Raw genomic sequence first — 21,698 nt, 5'->3', positions numbered from 1 at the left:
ACTGTCACTCACTAGCTAGGAAGTCGGGCCAATATATCCGAGATCACTCACGTGCTTACAGGTATCGCTAGCCACCGCCCACGCCGGGACGTCACCGACCAATCTCCCCCCGCCCGCGTCACGCCCCTGCTGCAAACATCAACATTGCCCGAAGTAGAGGGGATTGCGCCGATCAGCGCGGATCGGTCAGACCTGATCCGCGGCTTGCAAATCACCGACCAACGTCTATTGCTCAATCAGTTCCAGGCGCTCAATCAGCAAATCCAGGGGTTGATAAGCCGACAGCCAACGCTCAACGACGTCATTGAACAGCAACTCGCCCAAGCGTTTGGCACTGCGCCTCCCGTAGACCCAGCGACACTCTATGTTCATCGCTATGACACTGATGAACATGGCCAGCGCAGGCTGCTCTCGGTGCAAACCATCACACAGGCCCTCTTCGACACACTGCTCAAGCTCAAGACCTCCTCCGCTGCTGAAGCCTCTGCCGAGGGTACCGAATCGGGCTTCTACATAGGCACCGCGCCCGCCGACAGCGACCAGCAGTTGAACGCCCGCGGCACGTTGATTTCGATGGCCCAGGCCCTTGAAAAAGCACTGCCATTGAGCCTTGCCCGGTTCTGGACAGAACCACGTCTCGGCGAAGCCAACCCTGAGTCACCACAAACCGAGTTGCTGGCTATTCATCGGGAGATGTTATCCACCCTGGCCGCTTTGCAAGTGCAAGACGGTACGTTGACACCCGCCGCCAAGACGTTGATCGACCAGGCGTTTCAACACCCCAACCTGGCAGCGCGTGAGAGCGCGATGAAGGATGGAGAGCGGCCTGGGGTCTACCCGCTCAAGCTCGATACGCCAAGGCCCGACGGCAGCCTTTTGGCAGGGGCTTTTCTGCTTACCAGCAGCGATGGTTCGTCGACCACGCGTCCTTTCGATAGCCCGTCCACGGACAGGACCTTAACGCCCGGCGACCAGCGAGGCCTTACGGTGCTGTATACCCCCCGCGATGGCTACGAGGTGTTCGACAGCCCGGCCAAAGCGCTGCAAACGTTGCGTCAGCGCATCAGCGACTACCCCGACGCCGCGCAGCAGTTGCTGCAAAGCCTGCCGCTGGCCACCCAGCAGAGCCTCAAGCCTGGCTGGAAAAATGAGCTTAGCCAAAACCTCACCCCGCTACCCGGCGACGTCATTGCGGCAGGCGTACCGCAATTGCTCGAACACCAACGCCAACAGGTAAACACCGAACTGCAAGTGCTGTACGAGCCCCAAAGCAGCGCAATGGATGTTGACCCCTGGCGGCAGCCGCAGGTGCAGGGGGCCCTGGAGCAGGCGTCTGACCTGTGGGCGCATTTCGACGGTGCCAACGCTTTGTGGGCCCGCACTGAGCGGTTGCTGGATCGATTGAGCGCCCTGGACGGCCGCCAGCTACTCGACCAACAGTTGGAAGACCGCAAAAACTGGCAGTACCTGGCGCAACAGCTTAATCAGGCGGGCCAAAGCCTGGCGGAAAATGCCACCACGCGGGACGTGTCGGCGGTCTTGAAAAACGTTCCGATGAATGTAGCCCCAGGCTCGATCCACTACCAGACATACGTCCTGGCCCCTGGAAAGTCCGTCAGCCTGGAAGCCTTCGTCCGTGAAAATGGCTTGCCTCTGCCCAACACGCGGAGCGAGCTGCTGGCGCTGGCCCAAACGGCAGCGGCGCGAGCACAACAACACCCATTCGGTAATTTCGGCGGTGGCTTGTCCTGGCCGATCCCCTTGAGCCTGAGCGAGCAGCAGACCCTGCGTGACGCGGCGATTGAGCATGCGACCCAACACCCAGACGCACCGCAAGAGAGCCCGGCACTGGGTGTGCTGGACTATTTGAACCGTCGCCAGTCGCTTTCGGCCACGCTACTTGAAGATCCGGTCAAGGTGCTGGAAGCCTTGGTCAGCTCGACTGACGGGCAGGCGTTGGGGTTGGCGATGCAAACCCACTTCAATGGCATTTCCACACCAACCAGCGTCAATGACTACACACTGGCGGCCATCAATCTGGCGCTGGATCCGGAGGCCCTCACGGCGCCTCGTCGAAACTGGGTGGCCGGCTACGACCTGGCGGACAAAAAACACTGGGGCAAACCCCTCTCTGCGGTATTCGAGGGCCTTACCCAGCGCTTGATCGACACCCAGCGGGCGTCACCTGCATTGGCCAAGGCGGGCGCGCACCTGTTACTCATGCGAGCAGCGCCGCACTTGCTGGTCAAAGACATCCCCGACAGTGTGGTCTACGGCAGTGTGGCCTGGGCGAATCTTTGTATCGCGGCCGCTGCGATCGAAGCCCAATCGCCGGGCCGGGTGGCCAGCATGACCTTTGCCGAAGTGATGATCACCGCCGCCGATCTGCCCGCCGCCTCAACGCCTGCGCAAACCGCGGTAGTGCTCGATTGGGCCGTGACCAAAAACATCCTCGCGGCAAAAGACGATGGGCTTTACACACAAGACGACATCGATGAGGCGCTGGCGGCGTTCAACCACCAGCAAGAAAAACTCAAGGAGGCCAGCGCGTTACTCGATACACCCATGCCAGACCGTGAACAGTTGGCCGAGGAGTTACTGCAGAAAGAGTTCGGGGAAAACGTGGCGTTGGACGACAAGATATTCGCCAAAAAACCCCAAGGCCTGCCCCCCAAACCCGGTAAGCCGTATTCAATGCGGGAAATTCTCATGGAAGGCGTGGTCATGGATGATCAATGGGCAATCAAGAACGAGACCCATGGTGTTGACTTTGATGCGTTCGTCGCGTTCACCAAACGTCCGGAGTCCAATATTCAAAAAGCCTTTGATGACACCTTTGCAACCGCAACCACCCACCATAAGACAGTCAAGAAACTGTCTATCGTCAATGCGCTGACCAACCTCCCACCTGACGATCAGAAAAACCTCAGCCATGGAAAGCTCAATTATTACCAGGAGAAAAGCTACAAGATTGGAACGTTGGGGAACACGCTATTTCATACCAGCCCCAAGATATTGGTGACCGCCGAAAACGACGGCGCTCTCAGTAAATATGAGTTCGATACAGAAAAAGGCCTGATCAAAAAGCTGGGAAACACCGCTGTCTCGACCAAGCCTGAGGTATTTCATAACGAAGTCACTCAGATAGAAGAGTTTTTCCCCGACGTCAGCAAGAGTAAAGCAGTCGATGGCGTATGGACGTTCGCAAACTTTATTCCGGGGCTTTCCAACATCAAATGGGTAGACAAGGACGGTTTTAAAAGAAACCCCCTTGATAACTCCCAGCCCTCCACCTCGTCTGAGCCTTACCTGTTCACCAACCGCCGCGCTCTTCACCTCGCCGACTCGGTCGTCAAGGCATTGGATCTTGATAACCCGGCGATCAAGAAAGCGGCGGCCGGAACGACGTCTTCCGAGCACAGAGCCGAACAGACAAGGACCTTGAGGAATTTTTTCCTCGACCTTATTCCCTTCCGTTCAGCCATCGTCAACTTCACAGAGGGTAACTACAGCGAGGGTGTCACCGATGTCGCATTTGATATCTTCGGCTTTATCACCGCCGGAATCGGCGCTGCTGCCAAGGCCGGAAAAGTGTTGAACCAAGCCGGTTCTGCACTGAGCAAGGCGCTCAAGGTGACAAAGATCATGGTTCCCCCGCTGCTCAAGGAACTCAACCCGTTTGACGGTGTGGGTGACCTGTTACTCGGCGCAGGAAAAGTGGCCTACGAGGGAGGCGGCGCGCTCCGTAACGGGATGCGAACACTCAAGGGCACGGCAAACCGCGACGCTCTCCTCGTCGCCAACAAGCACTATGACGCGGCAGCCACGGGGTCAATCAAAGTGGGGGACTCGTCCATCATCGGGAATGCCGTAAAACAAAACGACCATTGGTATAAATTCAATGCAGACAGCTTGCAGCCTTACGGTGCACCGGCTGATTTCACCCCCACTGATACGCTGATGCCAGCTGCCACCAAGTCTCACACGCCTACCTCTCACCGTGCTCGTCCCTACCCATCACGCCCCCCTTTCCCCCACGTAGGCGCGACTAAAGAAGCACTGCCTGCCGGAGACTATGTAGAACAAACAGCAGGAAAACTAATACCGGGGCATTTTATTCCGGGCAGTGGAATGGATCAGACAAAGGCACGTTTCACTCAGCAGATGGAAGATTATTACACCGCTACAAAGACACCTGGAGCCTTACCAGTACAACCGACTATCCCGTCAGTGCCTAAGCCAATCAGTCCGCAACAGTTGATTACCGAAACCTTGCAAGTATCGCAAGGCGTGGTGTTTGGAGAGCATCACTCACAGATGGCCAGCTTCAAACTGCTGATGGCCAGTATGCAAACGTTCGTCGCGCAAGGTGTCAAGAAGGTCTATTTCGAGGGTGTGATTGATCTCCCAGGGGTGGGTGCGGTAGATGACGGCATCAGTAATTTGGGCAACCTGAAAAAGGCCCGGACCAACCCGACCTACCAAGACCTTGTAAATGAGTTCAAAAAAAACGGCATCGATGTCTTGCCCCTCGATCACTACTACCTGACCCGACATAAGGATGACCTTTTACGCAGCCGCACCGTCTCGGGAGTCAACTCCGAGATACGCCTCAAAGAGTTCAATTACTATGCAGCCGAAACGATCCAGGCCAACTCCGGTACCGAAAAGTGGGTCGCCCTGGTCGGCAATGCGCACATGAATACGTCTGAGGGCGTGACAGGCTTGGCGGAACTAACCGGCACCCTGGGCATTGGCGTCTTTGATAACGCGAATGTGCCCCACTCCATGGGGCTCATCGATACGAGGCATATCCCCGACGCTGCTAAACCGTTAAAGCGAGGGGACCTTCCCGGCAACCTGCATATCTACATGAAGCCCTAATGCACCCAGCGCTGGTACAGCCATCGTGCCAGCGCATCCAGCGCAAACCCCAGTAGCCCGATCAACAGCACCATCGCCATCAATTCCGAATACGCCAGGCGGTCCCGGGTATCGAGGATGTAATAGCCCAGCCCCGCACTGACCCCGAGCATTTCGCACGGCACCAGCACGATCCACAAGATGCCAATGGCCAGGCGTACGCCGGTCAGCACATGCCCGACCACACCTGGAATGATCACCCGGCGCAAGGTCTCCCAGCGCGTGGCACTCAGGCTCTTGCTCAACTGCAACCAGCGCGGGTCAAGCTGACGCACGCCGGCAGCGGTGTTGAGCATGATCGGCCACACCGCAGCGAAGGCCAGCAGGAAGTAGATAGGCTGGTCCCCAACCCCCATCAGCATCACCACGATAGGCATCCAGGACAGGGGCGAGATCATCCGCAGAAACTGGAAGGCCGGCGTAGTCGCGGCCTCCAGGTTGCGCGAACTGCCCACCAGCAGCCCCAGTGGCACACCCACTAACAAGGCGAGAAACAGCCCGACAAAAATGCGCTTCAGGCTGACAGCGATGTGCAGGTACAGCTCACTGCGCCCAAGTAATTCCCACAAGCTGCTGAAGGTCGACGCCAGGGAAAAACGCGCCGACAAACCGTCGGCCTCGCCAAACACTTTCACTCCCAGCCACCACAACACCAACAACCCTGCCAAGCCACTGATACCGAGCAACCAGCCCGGCCATACGGCGGTTTTGCCGTTGTTCAAACGCCAATCTCCTCGTGCCGCTCATAACCGTCCGGCAAGCCGAAGGTCTTCATGCCGCCCACCGCTTCGATCGCGTGACGCACGAAGCGATCATCCACCAGGTCCTTGGCGACGAAGGCCGGATCAAGATCGGCGAGGAACTTCTTGTCGCCTTCGATCAAGGTGTCCTTCAAGCGCCGCACCAGTTCCTCGGTGTAGCTGGGGAATGGATAAGGCTGGAAGTCGATGCGGTGCTCGTCCCAATTGGCATGCTGGATCGCGCCGTCGGCCAAGTAGGCTGCGCGGTCGCTGGCAGCCGGGGCCAGTACTTTGCTCAGTACGGGTTCTGCATGTGGCGTGTAACGGTTCGGGCCGTCCTTGGACAGCAACTTCACTGCCTCTTCGCGGTTGTCGCGGGTCCACACCTGGGCCTTGACGATGGCGTTCACCACCTTCTGTGACCACTCCGGGCGGTTGGTCAGGTCATGTTCGTGCATGAACACCACGCAGCACGCGTGGTTGCGCCACACATCGCCGGTAAAGCGCTGCACGCGGCCGACCTTGAGGTTCTCCGCCAGGGCGTTGAACGGCTCGGCGACGATGTAGCCGTCGATGCGCTTGCTGGCCAAGGCTGGCGGCATGTCGGAAGGTGGCAACACGATCAGGTTGACTTCATTGGCGGCAATCGAGCTACCGATCGCCCGCGTCACCGGAGTGAGGCCGTTGTCACGGAACAGTTGCTGCACCACCACGTTATGGATCGAGTACCAGAACGGAATCGCCACCGACTTGCCGCCCAATTGCTTCACGTCGGTTATACCTGGGGATACGGTCAAGCCCGAACCGCCGACGTGGTTCCAGGCCACGACCTTGGCCGGCACTTTGCTGGCGTAACGCGCCCATACAGTCATCGGCGACAGCAGGTGAATCACATTGACCTGGCCGGAGATAAACGCCTCGATCACCTGGGCCCAACTGCGCAATAACACAGGGCGTTCAGCCTTGATGCCTTCGGCTTCGAACAGGCCATTGTTGTGAGCCACCAGCAACGGCGTAGCGTCGGTGATGGGCAGGTAACCGATGCGTACCGGCGCGTCCGGTTCATTGGCTGCACGAGCCTGCAGGCTGCTGAGCAGCGGCAAGGCACCGGCAGCGCTGAGCACCGCCGAGAGTTTGAGAAAGTCACGGCGCGAGTGGGTCAGGTCATCCAGACACATGGTTGAGCTCCTGTTGTTCAAAGGGGTTGGGGTGGGGGCGGCTCGCCTGCCGTAAGGTTTTCAGAATATCGATACGCAGCGCGCCGATGGCCTCGACCTGCTCTTCCCGCGGTTGCGGCAAGTCGATATGCCATTCGCCCAGGGTCCGCGCCGGGCGGTTACCCAGTAGCAGGATGCGGTCGGACAGCAGCAGCGCTTCGTCGATATCGTGGGTGATCAATACCGCCGCCGAGCCCTGCTCACGATTGACCTTGAGCAGCAGGTGCTGCATGTCGGCGCGAGTGACTTCGTCCAAGGCGCCGAACGGCTCGTCGAGCAGCAGCACTTGAGGCTGGCGCGCCAGGCAGCGGGCCAGCGCTGTGCGCTGGGCCATGCCGCCGGACAATTGCGCCGGAAACTGCTGGCGCGCATGGTCCAGGCCCACGGCAGCAATGGCGTGGTCGACACGCCGGCGCCGCTCTTCAACACTCAAGTGCGGTTGGTGGGCGAAGTCCAAGCCAAAGGCAACGTTTTTTTCCAGGTTCAACCAAGGCAACAGACTCGGGTCCTGAAAGGCCACGGCCACCCGTGGGTGCGGGCCGCTCAAGGGCTCGCCCAACACCCGCACGCCGCCCGCCTGGGGCACCTGCAAGCCGGCAAGCACACGCAACAGGCTGGATTTACCCACGCCGCTGGGGCCGAGGATCGACACCACTTCGCCCGGCTGCAACTGCAAGTCGAACCCTTGCAGCACCAGGCCGCTGGCATACCCCAGGCAAATTCCCTGGGCCGTCAATACCGCCTGGCTCATAGATTGGCCTGGCGATGCAACTCGGTACGCAATTGCACCAGGCTGGGCGTCACAATCGGCACAAATGCCGATTCACGCCAGCGCCGGGCAAACCCGCTACCGTGGGCGGTCAGGTAAGCCTTGCCACCGCTGGCTTGCAGTTCAAGCTGCACAGCGCTGGCAGCGGTTTCCGCCAGGGCGATGCGCAGCTTGAACAAGGGCACCGGGTCGGCGGTAAAGCGCCCGGCCAACAACCCATTCTTAAGCTCGCTGACCAGATGATCCAACGTCGCCCGCAAGGCTTCCAGCTCGTCGCGCAACACCGTACGACTGGCGCCCAAATGGTTGGCCACCTCGGCCAGGGAGCGCCGGGCCAAGCCAATCGACATGCCACATTGCAAGCCCAGAAACGCCGGGCGCACGGCTGGCAAGAACTTGCGCGCATCTTCGTGCAGCAACCAGTCGCGGCTCAACTCCACACCTTCCAGGCCAAGCGCCGCAGTGTTGCTTGATTGCAGCCCGAGCAGTTCCAGGTCGCGTGAGCGCTGCAAACCTGCCACCGAGTCCGGGATCGCCAGGATAAACGGCGTGCCACCGCCCGCATGCTCAATGGCCGCCGCGGCGACAAAACCGTTCTTGCGCAGGTTAGTCACCCAATGCAGGCGGCCGTTGAGCGTCCAACCGTGGTCGTTGGGTTCGGCGCTGATCTGCAACGACTCGATGCCCGATATAAACTTCATTGCATTGGACAGCCCGGTTGCCCCGGCCAACTTGCCACTGAGCAGATCCGGCATCAGTTGTTCGCGCAGCCGCTGGTTCGGGCTCTGCAACAGGTACTCGATAAACGAGCGCTGGCCCCAGCACACAAACGCCGCCGCCAGGGAATGGCTGGCAACATTGGCGATGGCCTCGACCGCACCCGCCACATCACCGCCCAGGCCGCCCAGTTGCGTGGGTACACCGATTTTCAGAATATTGGCTTCTGCCAGCCTTGGCAGCACTTCCTGTGGATCGCAACTGCCCACGTCCAGGGCCTGCGCTTGAACATCGAGCCAACGGCTCAAGATTGGGTCAAGCATTCATGTCTCTCCTTTTTACAGCAGGTGGGCCAACGCCGATTCAGCTTACCGGTTGTTCCCAACGGTATTGCGCCAGCTCCGGGTTCAGCGGGGTACGCGCAAACACGTTAGCGAAGTTGCACAGGGTGGCCAGGCTCACGCCCAAGATGACTTCCAGCGCGTGGCCGTCGGTGTAGCCAGCGGCGCGGAACGCCTCAAAGCCTGCATCGCTGACATCGCCACGGGTGGCGATCACTTCACGGGTAAAAGCGGCGAGTGTCTCATAGCGCGCGTCAGGCAGCTCACCACGCCGACGCAGGGCCTCGATCACTTCCTCGGGCAGCTTGGCTTTGTTGCGCGCAACGGCGGTATGGCCGGCGACGCAGAAGTCACAACCGTGGGTGGTAGCGGCGATCAATTGCACCACTTCGCGGTCGGCCAGGCTCAGTTCTGCCTTGGCATTCAAGCCGGACACAGTGATATAGGTTTCCAGAGCAGCCGGTGCGTTGGCCAGTACGGCCAGCAAATTAGGGATAAACCCCGAGCCTTTCAGCGCATTTTCCAGGAAGGGTTTCGCCGCTTCCGGGGCGGTTTCAGGCGTGAGCAACGGTACACGGGACATGGAGTGGTCTCCTGTTGGGTTAGAGCCCACAGTCTGTTGGTTCTAAAAAATCGGCTCAATAGGCTAAAGTAGCGATTACTTGCTCTTGAGTCTTTCAATTAGATGAATTCGTCCGATGTGCTTGTCGATTGGTTATTAGATAGCCTCGAACTCAACACCAGTCTGTTTCACGTCGGCCGCTATTGCGGTGACTGGCATGCCAGCACGCACGGGCTGGCCCAGGCGAGCTTCCATCTGATCGTCCAAGGCGAATGCTGGCTGCATATCGACGGCGACCCGGTAGCCCAGCATTTGAATAATGGTGACGCGGTGTTTCTGCTGCGCGACTTTGCCTATCGATTGTCCGGGGAAGCCGCGGCGGCAGACGCGCAGGAATGCCCGCGCCGCCCGATGGTGCCCCTCGACAGCAGCGCCACGGACGGCGTGGGATTAGTCTGCGGCTTCTTTCACTTTCAGTCCGGCCTGTCAGCGATGATCGTCGACGGCCTGCCCGCCTGGATCATCCTGCGTGCTGGAGATCCGTCGCTGACCGCCGCACGCAACCTGTTCGAATTGATCCTGCAAGAGTGCGAGCGCACACCGGCGCCCTCCGCTGCCTTGCTCGAACGTCTTTGCCATTTATTGTTTCTGTATGTATTGCGCCAGCAAGTCATCGACAACACTGAGCTTGGCGGCCTCGCGGCGCTTGGCCGAGCCCCCACGTTCGCGCACCTGCTGGAACAATTGATCGCACGTCCGGCCGAGCCCTGGAGCCTGCAAAGCATGGCAGCCTGCACCGGCTTGTCACGCTCGGCGTTTTTCAAGCGCTTCAGTGAACTGTGCGGGCAATCGCCAGGGCACGTGCTGCTGATGATGCGCATGCGCCACGCGTGTCGGCTGTTCAAACAAGACCAAACCGTGGCGGATGTGGCCTTGGCGGTGGGTTATCAATCAGTGGCGGCGTTTACCCGGGCATTTCGCAAAACTACCGGCCAGCAGCCTGGTGCTTACCGCAAGGACCAGTTGCGAAGCTAAGAAACGCGTGAGTCGTGCTGCCTACCGCCAGTTGCAAGAAAATGACCGCCGGCAACCCTGGCAGGTCATTGATGCAGGCCCGGCCCAAACGCCTTGACGCAAATCCTTCCCCGCCCTTCCTGGAACCCTTTCAGCCGATCCTCCACGCAAGAGTAGTCATGACACACCGTCAGACTTTCTGCGATCAACCTGAAGGACACCTGATGCTATCCCCCCTCACTCAACCAGCAGTAAGCCCCAACTACACAGCCTCCACCGAACCGGAAAAACCCAAGCCGTCGCCCTACGACCCACCCTCCGACATGACGCCGGGCGTCCCGAACATCAGGACGCATCGACTGCTGGGCGTAGGTTGCCGGGCCGACCGCGCCCGATAAGCTGACCTTGCCACCGCCAATGCCGGCAAGGTCACCTTCACGCCATTCAACTTTGCACCATCGTACCTCAAGCTCCGTCTGACCCAGCCGATAGCCCGACGAAGCTCTAAAAAAGCCGCGTCGACTATAACGCTTCGTAAGGACGACCTCCCATGCCCCCACTGCGCTCTATCCAAGCCCGCTACACCCTGTTTCTGGTGTTATTCGTCCTGGTGCTATTCGTATTGACCGTCGCAGGCATCGGCCAGTTGGTCGCCCCCAAACTGCAGCACACCGAAGAGCAGGTGGTGCTCAACCGGGTGGCCGAAGTGGCTGAACAGATCCAGGGCGAACTGAACAAGGTTCAAGCCCAGCAACGCACAATCACCCAAACCATCCCCTTGCTCGACAGTGATGCCATCGATAAGGTCCTGCCCGGCCTGGTGGACCAGTACGGCGAGCTTAAAGTGTTCGGCGGCGGTATATGGCCGTTGCCCAACCAGCGTACGCCGGGGCGCGCCAAGCACAGCACCTTCTGGCACCGCGATGCCTCGGGCAAGTTGGCGGTGAATACCTTCTGGAACAGCGACCCCGCCCCCAATTACTACGACCAGAGCTGGTACAAGGGCGGCCTCGCCGCGCCTCGTGGCCAATGCGCCTGGGCAGCTGCCTACAAGGACGATGCCAGCCAGGAGCCGCGCACCAACTGCGCCATGGCGATTCAGCGTGACGGAGCCGCCTATGGCGTCGCCACTATCGACGTGACCCTGGGCTTCTTCAATGACCTGGTGGCCAACAAGGAAAAAGACATCGGCGGCCAGATGCTGATCGTCGAGGCTGACGGCAAGATCATCAGCAACAGCACACGCTTCAGCGGCCCGGTGGTGTTGAAGAACATCAGCGAACTGGCCGGTACCTCGGCCTTCGCCACTCAGGTCAGCAAAGCCCTGCCCCATCGCGACCAAGGCTTGCAGCGCAGTGAATTCGACAATCAAGGCGTGGACAGCACCTTCTACATGCGGGCCATCGAAGGCACGCCGTGGTTCCTCGCCACCGCCCTGCCCACTGCGCTGATCACCGCCCAACGTAATGAGGTGCTCGGCAGCCTGGCGCTGGTGCAAATCCCCATGGTGTTGCTGCTGGTGCTGTTAGCGGCGTACGCCATCCGCCAGCTGGTGCAGCGCATGAAGTCACTGAAAACCAATATCGACGCGCTGTCTGCCGGCGATGCTGACCTGACGCGACGCATTACCATCCGTGCTGAAGACGAGTTGGGAGCTATCGGCCACTCGGTGAACCGCTTTATCGTCTACCTGCAAAACATGATCGGCGAAGTGACCCAGGCCACCGGCGCCATGTCGTCCGGGCTTGAGCAGTTGCAGCAGGCCTCGGCGCACACCAACCAGATCCTGGTGCGCCATGCCTCGGAAACCGACCAGACCGTCACCGCCATCACCGAAATGAGCTCCACCGCTGACACCGTGGCGCAAAACGCCGCCGAGACGGCCTCGTTCACCCAGCGTGCCAATGAGCATGCCGACCGCTCACGCGTGGTCGTCGGTGAAGCCTCCACCAGCGTCAGCGCCTTGATCGGCGAGGTTGCCAGCGCCACCCACACCGTGGAAAACATGCGCCAGGACGCCGCACGCATCACCGAAACCCTCGGCGTGATTGGCGCCATTGCCGGCCAGACCAACCTGCTGGCACTCAACGCCGCCATTGAAGCAGCGCGAGCGGGCGAGCAAGGCCGCGGTTTTGCCGTGGTAGCCGACGAGGTGCGCGCACTGGCAGCCCGCACCCAGGCCAGCACCTCGCAAATCAACGAAATGCTGGCGCGCTTGACCACTGGCGTCAGTTCCTCGGTCACCGCCATGGAAAATACCCAGGCCAGTTGCCAATCGGCAGCGGATGCCACGGCGCGGGTCAACACCGGCCTGGATGAGATGGCAGGCTCAGTCAGCCATATCAACAACCTCAGCACCCAGATCGCCACGGCCGCCGAGCAGCAAAGCGCAGTGACCGAAGAGATCAACCGCAGCATGGTGCAGATCCGCCACATGGTGGATGAGCTGGTGCAAAGCGGGCATGCCACGCAAATCAATACCCAGAGCCTGCTGGAGGCCAATGGCCGGGTGATCAGCTTGATGGGGCGCTTTAAAGTGCGTTGATCAATGGTCTGAATGCTCCCGTGCAAAGCACGGGAGTCGGACTATTCTGACAGCTCCTAGTGTAATAACCCGCACACAGGAGGTGTGTCATGCACGCGACTGAGCATTCGATCCGCTTGGAGCACATCAGTCAGGAACGCTTCATTCAAGCCCCCATCGATACCGTATACAACTATGTCACCCAGCCCGACCGCTGGCACGAGTGGCACCCCACCTCCCTCAGTGCCGATACCGGCACCAGCGGCTCACTGCCCGTCGGCGCACGTTTTACTGAAGTCGTTAACCTGCTGGGTATTCGCGTCCCCATGAGCTACCGCGTGCAAATCGCCCGCTGCCCCAACGAATTCAGGACTGTGTTCACCTCGTTGGCGGTTGACGGCGCTATCCATTACTTCCTGCAAGCTCATCGTAACGGCACGCTGTTCAAGCGCGTACTGACCTATGAGACCGAACTGCAACTGGCGACTTTGCACGAGCGCATGGTCGAGCTGTCGGCGATTGCGCTGGACCAGCTCAAGCAACGCTTGGAAAACCCCGCCTTCGTATAATTTAGAAACATTACCACGGTGCCCCATTGCAAAAAGCAGGGAGAATGCGCGGTTTATTGCCGCGTTTTCAGTGAGACCCACGATGAAAAACCCATTGCGACTGGCCCTGCTCTGCGCCCTCTTCACCAGCACCCTGGCCCAGGCCGCCGACCTGATCCCCATCGACGTGCACCGCGACGCCAACTGCGGCTGCTGCAAAAAGTGGATCAGCCACCTGCAAAGCAACGGCTTCAAGGTCAACGACCATGTGGAAGCAGACATGAGCGCGGTCAAGCAACGCCTGGGCGTCGCACCGCGCCTTGCGTCCTGCCACACCGCCGTGATCGACGGCAAATTCGTCGAAGGCCATGTGCCCGCCGAACAGGTGCTGGCCTTGCGCACGCGCGACGATCTGCTCGGCATCGCCGCACCGGGCATGCCCCTCGGCTCGCCAGGCATGGAAGTGGACGGGCGCAGCGAGGCGTATCAAGTCATCGGCCTGACCCGTGCAGGCAAAGATGTGGTGGTGGCCGACTACCCGGCCCACTGACCGGTGCTGATGGGTTACCTGGGGCTGTTCGTCGCGGCGTTTGGCGCCGCGACGCTGTTACCCCTGCAATCGGAAGCCGTGCTGATCGGCCTGCTGCTCAGTGGGCATTACAACCTGTGGCTGCTGCTGGGCATCGCCACGTTGGGTAACGTGCTGGGTTCGGTGGTCAATTGGCTGCTGGGGCGCTCGGTGGAGCGCTTCAAGGAACGGCGCTGGTTTCCGGTGAGTGCCAAGCAGCTGGACAAAGCCCGCGGGCATTACGCGCGCTGGGGGCATTGGACGTTGTTGCTCAGTTGGGTGCCGATCATCGGTGATCCGCTGACCTTGGTGGCCGGGGTGATGCGTGAGCCGTTGTGGCGGTTTCTGCTGTTAGTCAGCGTGGCCAAGAGCGCGCGTTATATCGCGCTGGCAGTACTCACACTGATGCATCTTTCGCCTGGATAGACGACCATTTGTCGCTACTGTCAATTCTGACAGCTAGACACGCTTTGCTGGCCAGCGCTTCATCACTCTTGCCTATACGCCCACGAATACCCTGTGGGTTTCTCATAGCAAGGAGTGTTTGCCATGCCCGCTGATCCCGTAATACCTCCTGAAAAAAAATCACCGCCGCCTCTAAATGGGCAAACGATTGACACTGACTTAGACGAACCTTTTTCAAAGTTCTCCAACGTTGACCTGAGTCTTTTTCCTGACGAGCCCTATGACTACGGGCTAGGCATTCGACAAGTTGTGCCTAATCTAACGATGTTATTCGAGCGTTGGACTTCCTTGAATCTCTTCGATGAGTACTACCTGTACACCGACCGGGATGAGTATCCGCTCGCAGCTGACACGGTTATGTCACTAACAGAAAACCGCTACCCTTTGCATGTACCAGAACACCAAGTCCCAAGAGGCGAGGTTTTTATCTGGGGGCGTGTCGTTCGTGTAGGTCCCGGCACGCCTAGTGAATCGCCAGGCCAATTTATTTACATAAAGACGACCCGCCCCGGCGGGGTCAGCAAAGACCCTGAACCTGGGCAGCCCGGATGGCATGATGGCCTGACTCTGCACATTGAAGGTTTTCCGGAAGGTAGTGTCATCAATCTAGATAACACAAAGGACGGCGCGGACGCTGTCATCCACTTTTATCAAGATATGCGCAAGAACGACCTTATTGATCTGCGATGGGACGGTATTAAAGTTCAACAGCGGGTAACCCAGCCCGACGTCGACGCAGAGGAAGTCAGAGTACATATTCCTGCGTCTGTCATCCTGCAGGGTAGTCTCAAGGGGCCGGTAACTATCCGGTACCGAGTGATCGATTTTGTAGAAAATATCTCCGGCGGAGAGAAGTTCCAGTTTTCCAAGCCGTACCACCTGATTAGTGAACTGGACCCCGGCTTACGCGGAGCGCCCGAATTCCTCGTCAATGGCACACCGACGCTACAAGTCGATTTCGATAAAGATTACGCATCGCAGTTCAGTGTGAAAGCGTCCCCTGATGTGCTACCCGATCCGGCTCCTGTCCCGCCTCACCGTGTCACCGTCACCTTGAAAGCAACGCTGGCGGATGGCTCGATGAAATCCTTCACCTTGGGGGATGTGGAAGACCAAAACACCGGTGAGACTCTTACGTCGGTTCCCGCTGAAATCATCAATGAGATCGTAGGGGGCTCGTTCAACGCTTCTTACTTATGGCATGACAGCGCAGGTAATGCGCTTGGGCAGTCAGCCAGTGTCATGATTGAGGTGGTGGGCACCCCTGCAAGAATGCCGGCGCTCAGAATCGAACCGATTGAGTTGGGCTTGATTGACCCTGATCATGACTGTGTAGCCCACATCCCCGAATACGTTCCGTATGCGTTTGATCTATGGGAAACGTTAGTCATCGAGGAAATCGTTGCTGGCGGCGGTGGCGCTTATTATGAGCAGGGTGAGTTGGCTGGCGCACCGGGTGGTACACGGTTGATTCCCAGCTCGGAACTGCAACGGTTCAGGGGGCGCAGCAATGTCGTCGCTTATTACCTGGTAGACGACGGCAAGGCAAAAAATCGTCGCACCCTTGATGTGCTCACGGTTCGAAAATCCGTGGAACTGGGTATTCAGGTGGGTGAGCGCAGTCCCACGATGCCAGCGGCCCAGCTGGAGGGCACCATTGGCAACAACATCAACCCCGAGCATGTGGTAGGGCCAGACGTGCGGGTGATATTTCCTTATACGGGTACACAGGACAAAGACACCCTGCATTACACCCTACTTGGCTCCAAACCTGGCGACCCGCTCAGTGGCACGATTAACATTAACCCAGGCACAGCGGGCAAAGAGCTGCGATTACCGGTGACACGCGACATCATTGACCGCAATAACGGCGGCTCGCTGACTATTACCTATAGCCTGCTGCGACAAGGCCCACCCGAGGAAGTGCTCCGTTCAGAAGTACGCAAGCTAACTGTGGGGCCGGGGATCACTTTGGAGCGCCCTATCATCACCGGCGCCTCGATTTTCCCTGACCAACTCAACCCACTGGCTGCGCTGGATGGGGCCCGAGTGCGCATAAAGTTTCCAATGCGCGATGGTGAGGATATTTTTCTGGACTGGCTGACGGATGACGGCATTGGTAGCACCACCGTACCAGTCAAGGGGAACGCCACGTCGCAAGAGGTTGAGGCGCTTATACCGCGACTCATCATCGCCAAGGGTATTCGTGAGCATGCTCACAGGATCAATGTGCAATACCGTTTCCAACGCGACAGAGTCCCGTATGAATCCGAGATCGTACCCTTGGATCTACTGACGCTTACCGAGTTGCCCAAAACTTATATCGAAGGCATCGGCGATGTGAATGAGCTTCAGTTATCTCGGTTGACTGACGGGGCTCGTACACTGACGCCCGTTTGGCATTTCATTCATCCAGATTGCATCATCTGGGAGGACTTTAGGGGTACCTACAGTAACGGCTCCGATTTTCACCAGAGCACCTATGCGGGTGAACGTTTAGGCGAAGAGGGCGCGCTGATCGGCCTGAACCGCCCTGCTCCGGTAGAACAACTACGTTTGCTCATGGACAACTCGATACTCACTATTCAAATCTGGATTGGTTTAAGCGGTAGCATCGACCCTACCATGGCCCTCCCCCTCACCACTAAGATCTATATCATTCGAGCGACCCAGTTCAGAGATTTTACGGACTTCTTCAACTACTTCCGCAATGGTTGGGAAAACCTCATAGCGGCAAGAGGTGAGCTTGCCATAGAAGGGGCTGAAAACATTTGCTGGCGTGCCACCAAAACCGCAGGTGAAACTCTGCAACCGGGTCTGCTGAAAAACTTTGTCGAACTCAAGGCGAACACGCGCTATGAGGTCAGCTTCTATTGCAAGGTTTCTGGCACGACCGCTCAAACAACCGCGCGTATTGAGTTCGGAGTGGCGGGCACCACCCGAGTGGTGGAGCCGAATCGAAACTGGGCACAGGTGAACCAGGTGTTCACGACACCCGCGACTCCTCCCCTGCAAAATCTCGCAGTACGTCTTTCACTCTCGGTGGGGACCGCAGCCACGTTTATGGTGGATCAAATTGTGGTTCAGGAAACCTCTTAGGTGACGTGAATGAACGTGGGCGTTGAAGGCGAGAGGCAGTTGGGCAGACTGCCTCTTTTTTATAGGTGTACATCGCAGCCGGACAAGACTTTGGCAGCGGTTCGCACATGAATAACCCGCGCAAGCGCGGGTTTTAAGGCTCATCCAGGGTGACTATTTTTTGCTTTCAGCGTGGGGGTCAAAGTATTGATTGTCCACATTGCCGCCCCATAACACGTAGGTGCCATCGGTGCGCCGGGCGGCAAATGAGGGGTCGTTATGTACGGGCCTTGGCGGTGGAGGATTCCCGACATAAGGGAAGCGTTTTATCGAGTACAGCTCAACGACATCGCTGCGCACATACTCAGCCAGTTCAGCAGGAATTTCTCCCGCATCTTCCATCCTTAGTGTGGCGCCCCAAACAGACACGGCTCCTTCTGTCCCGCCTTGCGTGGTAATAACACCGTAGGCACCATTGGTACAGTAAACATCCCGTATTAGGCTGGCCATCAGCGTCTGGCGCAGTGCGGCACTCATCTCCCCACCAGAAGTATGTAACCCATGCAAAACAATGGCATTCGTCGTGCCGTCGTCACGGAGACTTAATAAGAAAAAACTGTGGTCATTGGCATATAAACTCAGATGCCCATCAACAATGATCGCTCTGGACGATACATTTTTACGTTGTCGCTGCGGCTCCTTTTTTTCCGATGGCCGTTGTGGATCTCCTGGTGTTGCACAAGAACCATTAAAGGCAGCCTTAAACTGCTCTTTCACTTGGGGGGGTATCGGATCACCACCAAATCCAATAGCCCCCCAAGCCTCAGCCTGTCCCGACTCGTTCGCTATGAGAAACGCCCAGCGGTTAGCCGTGCAAAGAATGATATTACCGCGCGCTGCTAACGCGGCAGCACCTGCCGACATATTTCCGCCTTCGCCTACCCTCCCCCAACTCACCGCTCGATGGCGCCCTCGGGTGATCGCGCAAAATGCCGTTGTAGCGGCGATAACCGACTCGATCCCGCCGTCATCAATAATGCGTTGCAATTGCTCAACCGGAATAGTCCCCCCACCCGTGGCATGCCCCCATACAGCAAACTCACCATCAGCGGTAAGGGCACAAAAAGAAATGGCTGTCGCAACAATCCTGGTAACAAACATAGAGGCGAGTTGATTCCTGACATCAGCAGGTATCGTGCCGCCTTTATTAGGGTCCCCCCAAGCGTAAACTCGACCGTTTTGTGTGCGAACGGCAAACGCATCATCAGCAGCGTAAATGGCCTCAGGCGGATCAAACAATAAAGATTGTTGAATCGCGTTGGGAATTGTAGAAACAGGGTTATTCACTGGCCCGATAGCAGCGATTCGATTCGCCCCAGGAGCCGGGCTGCTATAAATTATTGCGAAAGCACTCCTCGTACTATAAACAGAGCGAACCCCCTGTAAAGGCGGTAACGTGGCAGGAATATCCCCACCCCAGCACAACAGTTGGTTCGTACCCCCTAGCGGAACGAGCGCCGCAAAACTACGTTCCGATGAAAACAGCCTGACGGCCTTATTATTTTTGAGAAAACTGATTATCTCTGGCGGCACCGGGAGCCCCCATCCATTTTGCCCTTTTAAGTGAATATCACCACTGGTGGGATCAAGCAATGCAAACACCCCGCCCGTGGAAACAAACAACCTATCCGAAGGCTCTGGAACGTGAAACGAAAAATTACCGCGCTGCTTTAAATAACACCATTCATTTTCTTCATCGGATATATTTTGAAAACCGGAGCGTATTTCATAAAGCGGAGAGAATGCCTCATCCCCCACCTGGCCATCAGACGACACTGGAATAACCGAAAACTGCAGAAATTTATTTCCATCCGCAGCCCGTAGCTTTATATCTAACTGCCCTTCATCGGTGAGGCGTTGCCCATTCAAATACCAATAAAATCTGGACAACCCTTCAGAACTCCCGCCATTGCTGTTGTAGATATAAAAACCATGCACCGTAGCGCCGACTAACACATCACCTACAACTTGTACGTGAGTTGCTTCCGGCTTTACGGAATGAGTCTTGGGTTTTTTCATACCGTTCTCCAAACATTTCGCATTGCGTCATTGAATGAAACAGACCGTCAACAGCGACCAGTGCGGGCCCGTTTGTTGATAACATTCTCGAAGATGGGGACCGTCTACAAATGACCCGCGCAAGCGCGGGTCATTTTCTACTTCGCAATGCTATTTTTTATCCTCAGCACCCGGATCAAAATACTGGTTTCTGACATTGCCCCCCCACAGCACATAGGTGCCATCGGTACGACGCGCCGCGAACGAGGGATCGATATGCGGAGGTGTGGGCGGTGGCCATACCGGCTGTGGCGGCCGTGGCGGTGGCGGTGGCGGTGGGCGCGGTGGGGGCGGTGGAGGATCTGGCCGTCTGACGTAGGGAAATCGTTTGATCGAGTACAACTCAACGACACCACTGCGCACATGCTCGGCCAGTTCCGGTGGGATTTCTCCCGCATCCTCCATCGCCAGAGTGGCCCCCCACACATGAACGGCCCCCTCCGTACCGCCCTGCGTGACGATCACGCCATAGGCTCCATTGGTGCAATAGACGTCTCGAATCAAACTGGCCATAAGGGTCTGCCGTAGTGCCCCGCTCATGACAGCACCGTGGGTCGCGTAGCCATGCAGAACAATCGCATGGGTTCGACCGTCGTCGTGCCGACTCAGCAAAAAGAAGCTGACATCGGTGGCATACAAACTGAGGTTGCCCTCAAGGATGATTGCGCGGGAAGTAACATTCCCGTGCCGCCTCGGCACTTCTCCCTTGTGTGTGGGGCGCTCAGGGTAGCCTGGAAACGCGCAACTATCTTTGGCTGACTTTTTGATCGTGAATGCCGCTTTGATTTCACTTTTCACCGCAGCCGTCAGTGGCGCTCCACCGTATAAAGCGGCTCCCCATGCCTCCGCTTCGCCCGACGCGTTGGCCATTAAAAACGCCCAGCGGTTAGCCCGGCAGAGGACGATATTCCCGCGAGACGCCAGTGCCAATGCCGACGCGGACATGGTACCGCCCTCTGCGGCAGTTCCCCAGCTCACCGCCCTGCGTCGATTCTTGGTAATGGCGCAAAATGCGTTCTCAGCGGCAATAACCGACCCAACCCCCCCATCGTTCAGAATGGCCTCGTACCTATCAATAGGTACATTTGAGATCATCGCGTTTCCCCAGGTAACGAAATCGCCATCGTCAGCGATTGCGCAAAAGCCTGTCGCACAAGCAACGATTCGAACAATAAACATCGACTTGAGACGGTCAATGGCCGCCGCGTGAAGGCCGCCACCGTTGGCAAAGTTCCCCCAGGCATGGACCTTGCCGTTTTGCGTAAGGACCGCAAAGGCATCGTCGGCTGCGTAGATGGCTTTGGGCGCGTCCCACAGCAGTTCTGCTTGAATTTCGTCAGGCACCGTGGAAACCGCTCGGCCCACCGGGCCAATGGCCGCGATCCGGTTGCTGTTGCCAACGGGGTTTTCATAAATGACCGCAAATGCACTTCTTGTGCTGTAGACCGATTTGATACCTCGTAGCGGAGGAAGCGTTAGCGGAACGGTATCTCCCCAACACAGCAATTGGTTGCTGCTTCCTACTGGAACCAGTGCCGCGAAACTGACTTCCGAAGAAAACAGTTTGACCGCCTTGTTGTTTTTCAGAAAATTGATAATTTCGGCAGGAACCGGTAACCCCCAACCTCTTTGCCCTTCAAGATGCATATCTCCGGTAGGTGGGTGTAACAGCGCAAATACGCCTCCCGTGGAAACAAACAGTCTGTCCGACGGCTCGGGCACATGAAAAGAGAAGTTGCCGCGTTGCTTTAAAAAGCACCACTCATTTTCTTCATCCGATATATTTTGAAAGCCGGACCTTATTTCGTACGTCGCAGAAAAATGCTCGATGCCTTTTGTGCCGTCAGAAGCGACAGGGATAACCGAAAACTGTAGATACTTGCCCCCATCCGCCGCGTGGAGTTTTAAATCCAGCTGCCCTTCCTCGAGTAGTGGCTTACCATTAATGTGCCAAAAAAATTCCGACAGCCCCTCATTACCAGCGCCGTTACTTTCATATGTATATGAGCCTCGCACTGTGGCGCCTACATACACGTCACCAACAATTTCGACATTCTTTGCTTCAGGTATCATATGTATAGGTATGGGTTTAGGCTTTTTCATAGCTTTCTCCA

The 21,698-nt window shown here is 57.7% G+C and carries 15 protein-coding genes and 1 pseudogene; 9 read left to right on the top strand and 7 right to left on the bottom strand.

The window, feature by feature from the left end:
• The first annotated feature begins 51 nt into the window (after positions 1-51).
• Complete coding sequence (locus tag FRT59_RS17970; RefSeq protein WP_233094232.1) at positions 52-4,884, top strand: membrane-targeted effector domain-containing toxin; 4,833 nt, start codon at positions 52-54, stop codon at positions 4,882-4,884.
• On the opposite strand, the gene FRT59_RS17965 is transcribed toward FRT59_RS17970, so the two are convergent.
• From FRT59_RS17965 to FRT59_RS17945, 5 genes are read right to left on the bottom strand one after another with little or no spacing between them, the layout of a single operon-like run.
• A complete protein-coding gene (locus FRT59_RS17965; protein ID WP_153871893.1) occupies positions 4,881-5,645 on the bottom strand; it encodes an ABC transporter permease in 765 nt (254 codons plus the stop codon). The genes FRT59_RS17970 and FRT59_RS17965 overlap by 4 nt on opposite strands.
• Positions 5,642-6,841, bottom strand: coding sequence for an ABC transporter substrate-binding protein (locus FRT59_RS17960; protein ID WP_034119785.1), 1,200 nt, complete (start codon positions 6,839-6,841; stop codon positions 5,642-5,644). The genes FRT59_RS17965 and FRT59_RS17960 overlap by 4 nt, the downstream gene beginning before the upstream one ends.
• Positions 6,828-7,631: an ABC transporter ATP-binding protein gene (locus FRT59_RS17955; RefSeq protein WP_153871892.1), complete on the bottom strand. Its 804-nt coding sequence runs from the start codon at positions 7,629-7,631 to the stop codon at positions 6,828-6,830. The genes FRT59_RS17960 and FRT59_RS17955 overlap by 14 nt, the downstream gene beginning before the upstream one ends.
• Positions 7,628-8,689, bottom strand: coding sequence for an acyl-CoA dehydrogenase family protein (locus tag FRT59_RS17950; RefSeq protein WP_034119787.1), 1,062 nt, complete (start codon positions 8,687-8,689; stop codon positions 7,628-7,630). Before FRT59_RS17950 ends, FRT59_RS17955 begins: the two co-directional genes overlap by 4 nt.
• 40 nt (positions 8,690-8,729) lie before the next feature.
• Positions 8,730-9,290, bottom strand: coding sequence for a carboxymuconolactone decarboxylase family protein (locus FRT59_RS17945; RefSeq protein ID WP_153839630.1), 561 nt, complete (start codon positions 9,288-9,290; stop codon positions 8,730-8,732).
• 102 nt (positions 9,291-9,392) lie between these two features.
• Here FRT59_RS17945 and FRT59_RS17940 point away from each other — a divergent pair, with 102 nt between their 5' ends.
• The 8 genes and pseudogenes from FRT59_RS17940 to FRT59_RS17910 all read left to right on the top strand — a co-directional run bounded on the left by FRT59_RS17940 (position 9,393) and on the right by FRT59_RS17910 (position 17,487).
• A complete protein-coding gene (locus FRT59_RS17940; RefSeq protein ID WP_034119789.1) occupies positions 9,393-10,304 on the top strand; it encodes an AraC family transcriptional regulator in 912 nt (303 codons plus the stop codon).
• A 203-nt stretch (positions 10,305-10,507) separates the two neighbouring features.
• Positions 10,508-10,681, top strand: a complete 174-nt coding sequence (locus tag FRT59_RS17935; protein WP_153871891.1) for a hypothetical protein — start codon at positions 10,508-10,510, stop codon at positions 10,679-10,681.
• Positions 10,682-10,833: 152 nt separating this feature from the next.
• Positions 10,834-11,967: pseudogene (locus FRT59_RS27565) on the top strand (HAMP domain-containing protein); the annotation flags it as partial.
• 15 nt (positions 11,968-11,982) lie between these two features.
• Positions 11,983-12,828 carry a methyl-accepting chemotaxis protein gene (locus FRT59_RS27560; protein ID WP_411829420.1) on the top strand — a complete coding sequence of 282 codons (846 nt, stop codon included), beginning with the start codon at positions 11,983-11,985 and terminating at the stop codon, positions 12,826-12,828.
• A gap of 89 nt (positions 12,829-12,917) precedes the next feature.
• Positions 12,918-13,376, top strand: coding sequence for an SRPBCC family protein (locus FRT59_RS17925; protein ID WP_153839628.1), 459 nt, complete (start codon positions 12,918-12,920; stop codon positions 13,374-13,376).
• Positions 13,377-13,458: 82 nt separating this feature from the next.
• On the top strand, positions 13,459-13,905 hold the full coding sequence (locus FRT59_RS17920) for a DUF411 domain-containing protein (protein WP_153871889.1): 447 nt from the start codon (positions 13,459-13,461) through the stop codon (positions 13,903-13,905).
• Between the two features lie 3 nt (positions 13,906-13,908).
• Complete coding sequence (locus FRT59_RS17915; protein ID WP_198809785.1) at positions 13,909-14,349, top strand: YqaA family protein; 441 nt, start codon at positions 13,909-13,911, stop codon at positions 14,347-14,349.
• 123 nt (positions 14,350-14,472) lie between these two features.
• Positions 14,473-17,487, top strand: coding sequence for a hypothetical protein (locus tag FRT59_RS17910; protein WP_153871887.1), 3,015 nt, complete (start codon positions 14,473-14,475; stop codon positions 17,485-17,487).
• 153 nt (positions 17,488-17,640) lie between these two features.
• On the opposite strand, the gene FRT59_RS17905 is transcribed toward FRT59_RS17910, so the two are convergent.
• Both FRT59_RS17905 and FRT59_RS27015 read right to left on the bottom strand, forming a co-directional pair.
• A complete protein-coding gene (locus FRT59_RS17905) occupies positions 17,641-19,545 on the bottom strand; it encodes an RCC1 domain-containing protein (RefSeq protein ID WP_153871886.1) in 1,905 nt (634 codons plus the stop codon).
• A gap of 150 nt (positions 19,546-19,695) precedes the next feature.
• Positions 19,696-21,687, bottom strand: coding sequence for an RCC1 domain-containing protein (locus tag FRT59_RS27015; protein ID WP_167524289.1), 1,992 nt, complete (start codon positions 21,685-21,687; stop codon positions 19,696-19,698).
• Positions 21,688-21,698: the final 11 nt, after the last annotated feature.

This window comes from Pseudomonas haemolytica (assembly GCF_009659625.1).
Lineage (GTDB): Bacteria > Pseudomonadota > Gammaproteobacteria > Pseudomonadales > Pseudomonadaceae > Aquipseudomonas > Aquipseudomonas haemolytica.
Note: the sequence above shows the minus strand (reverse complement) of the source record. Positions and strands in the feature narration are given on the sequence as shown.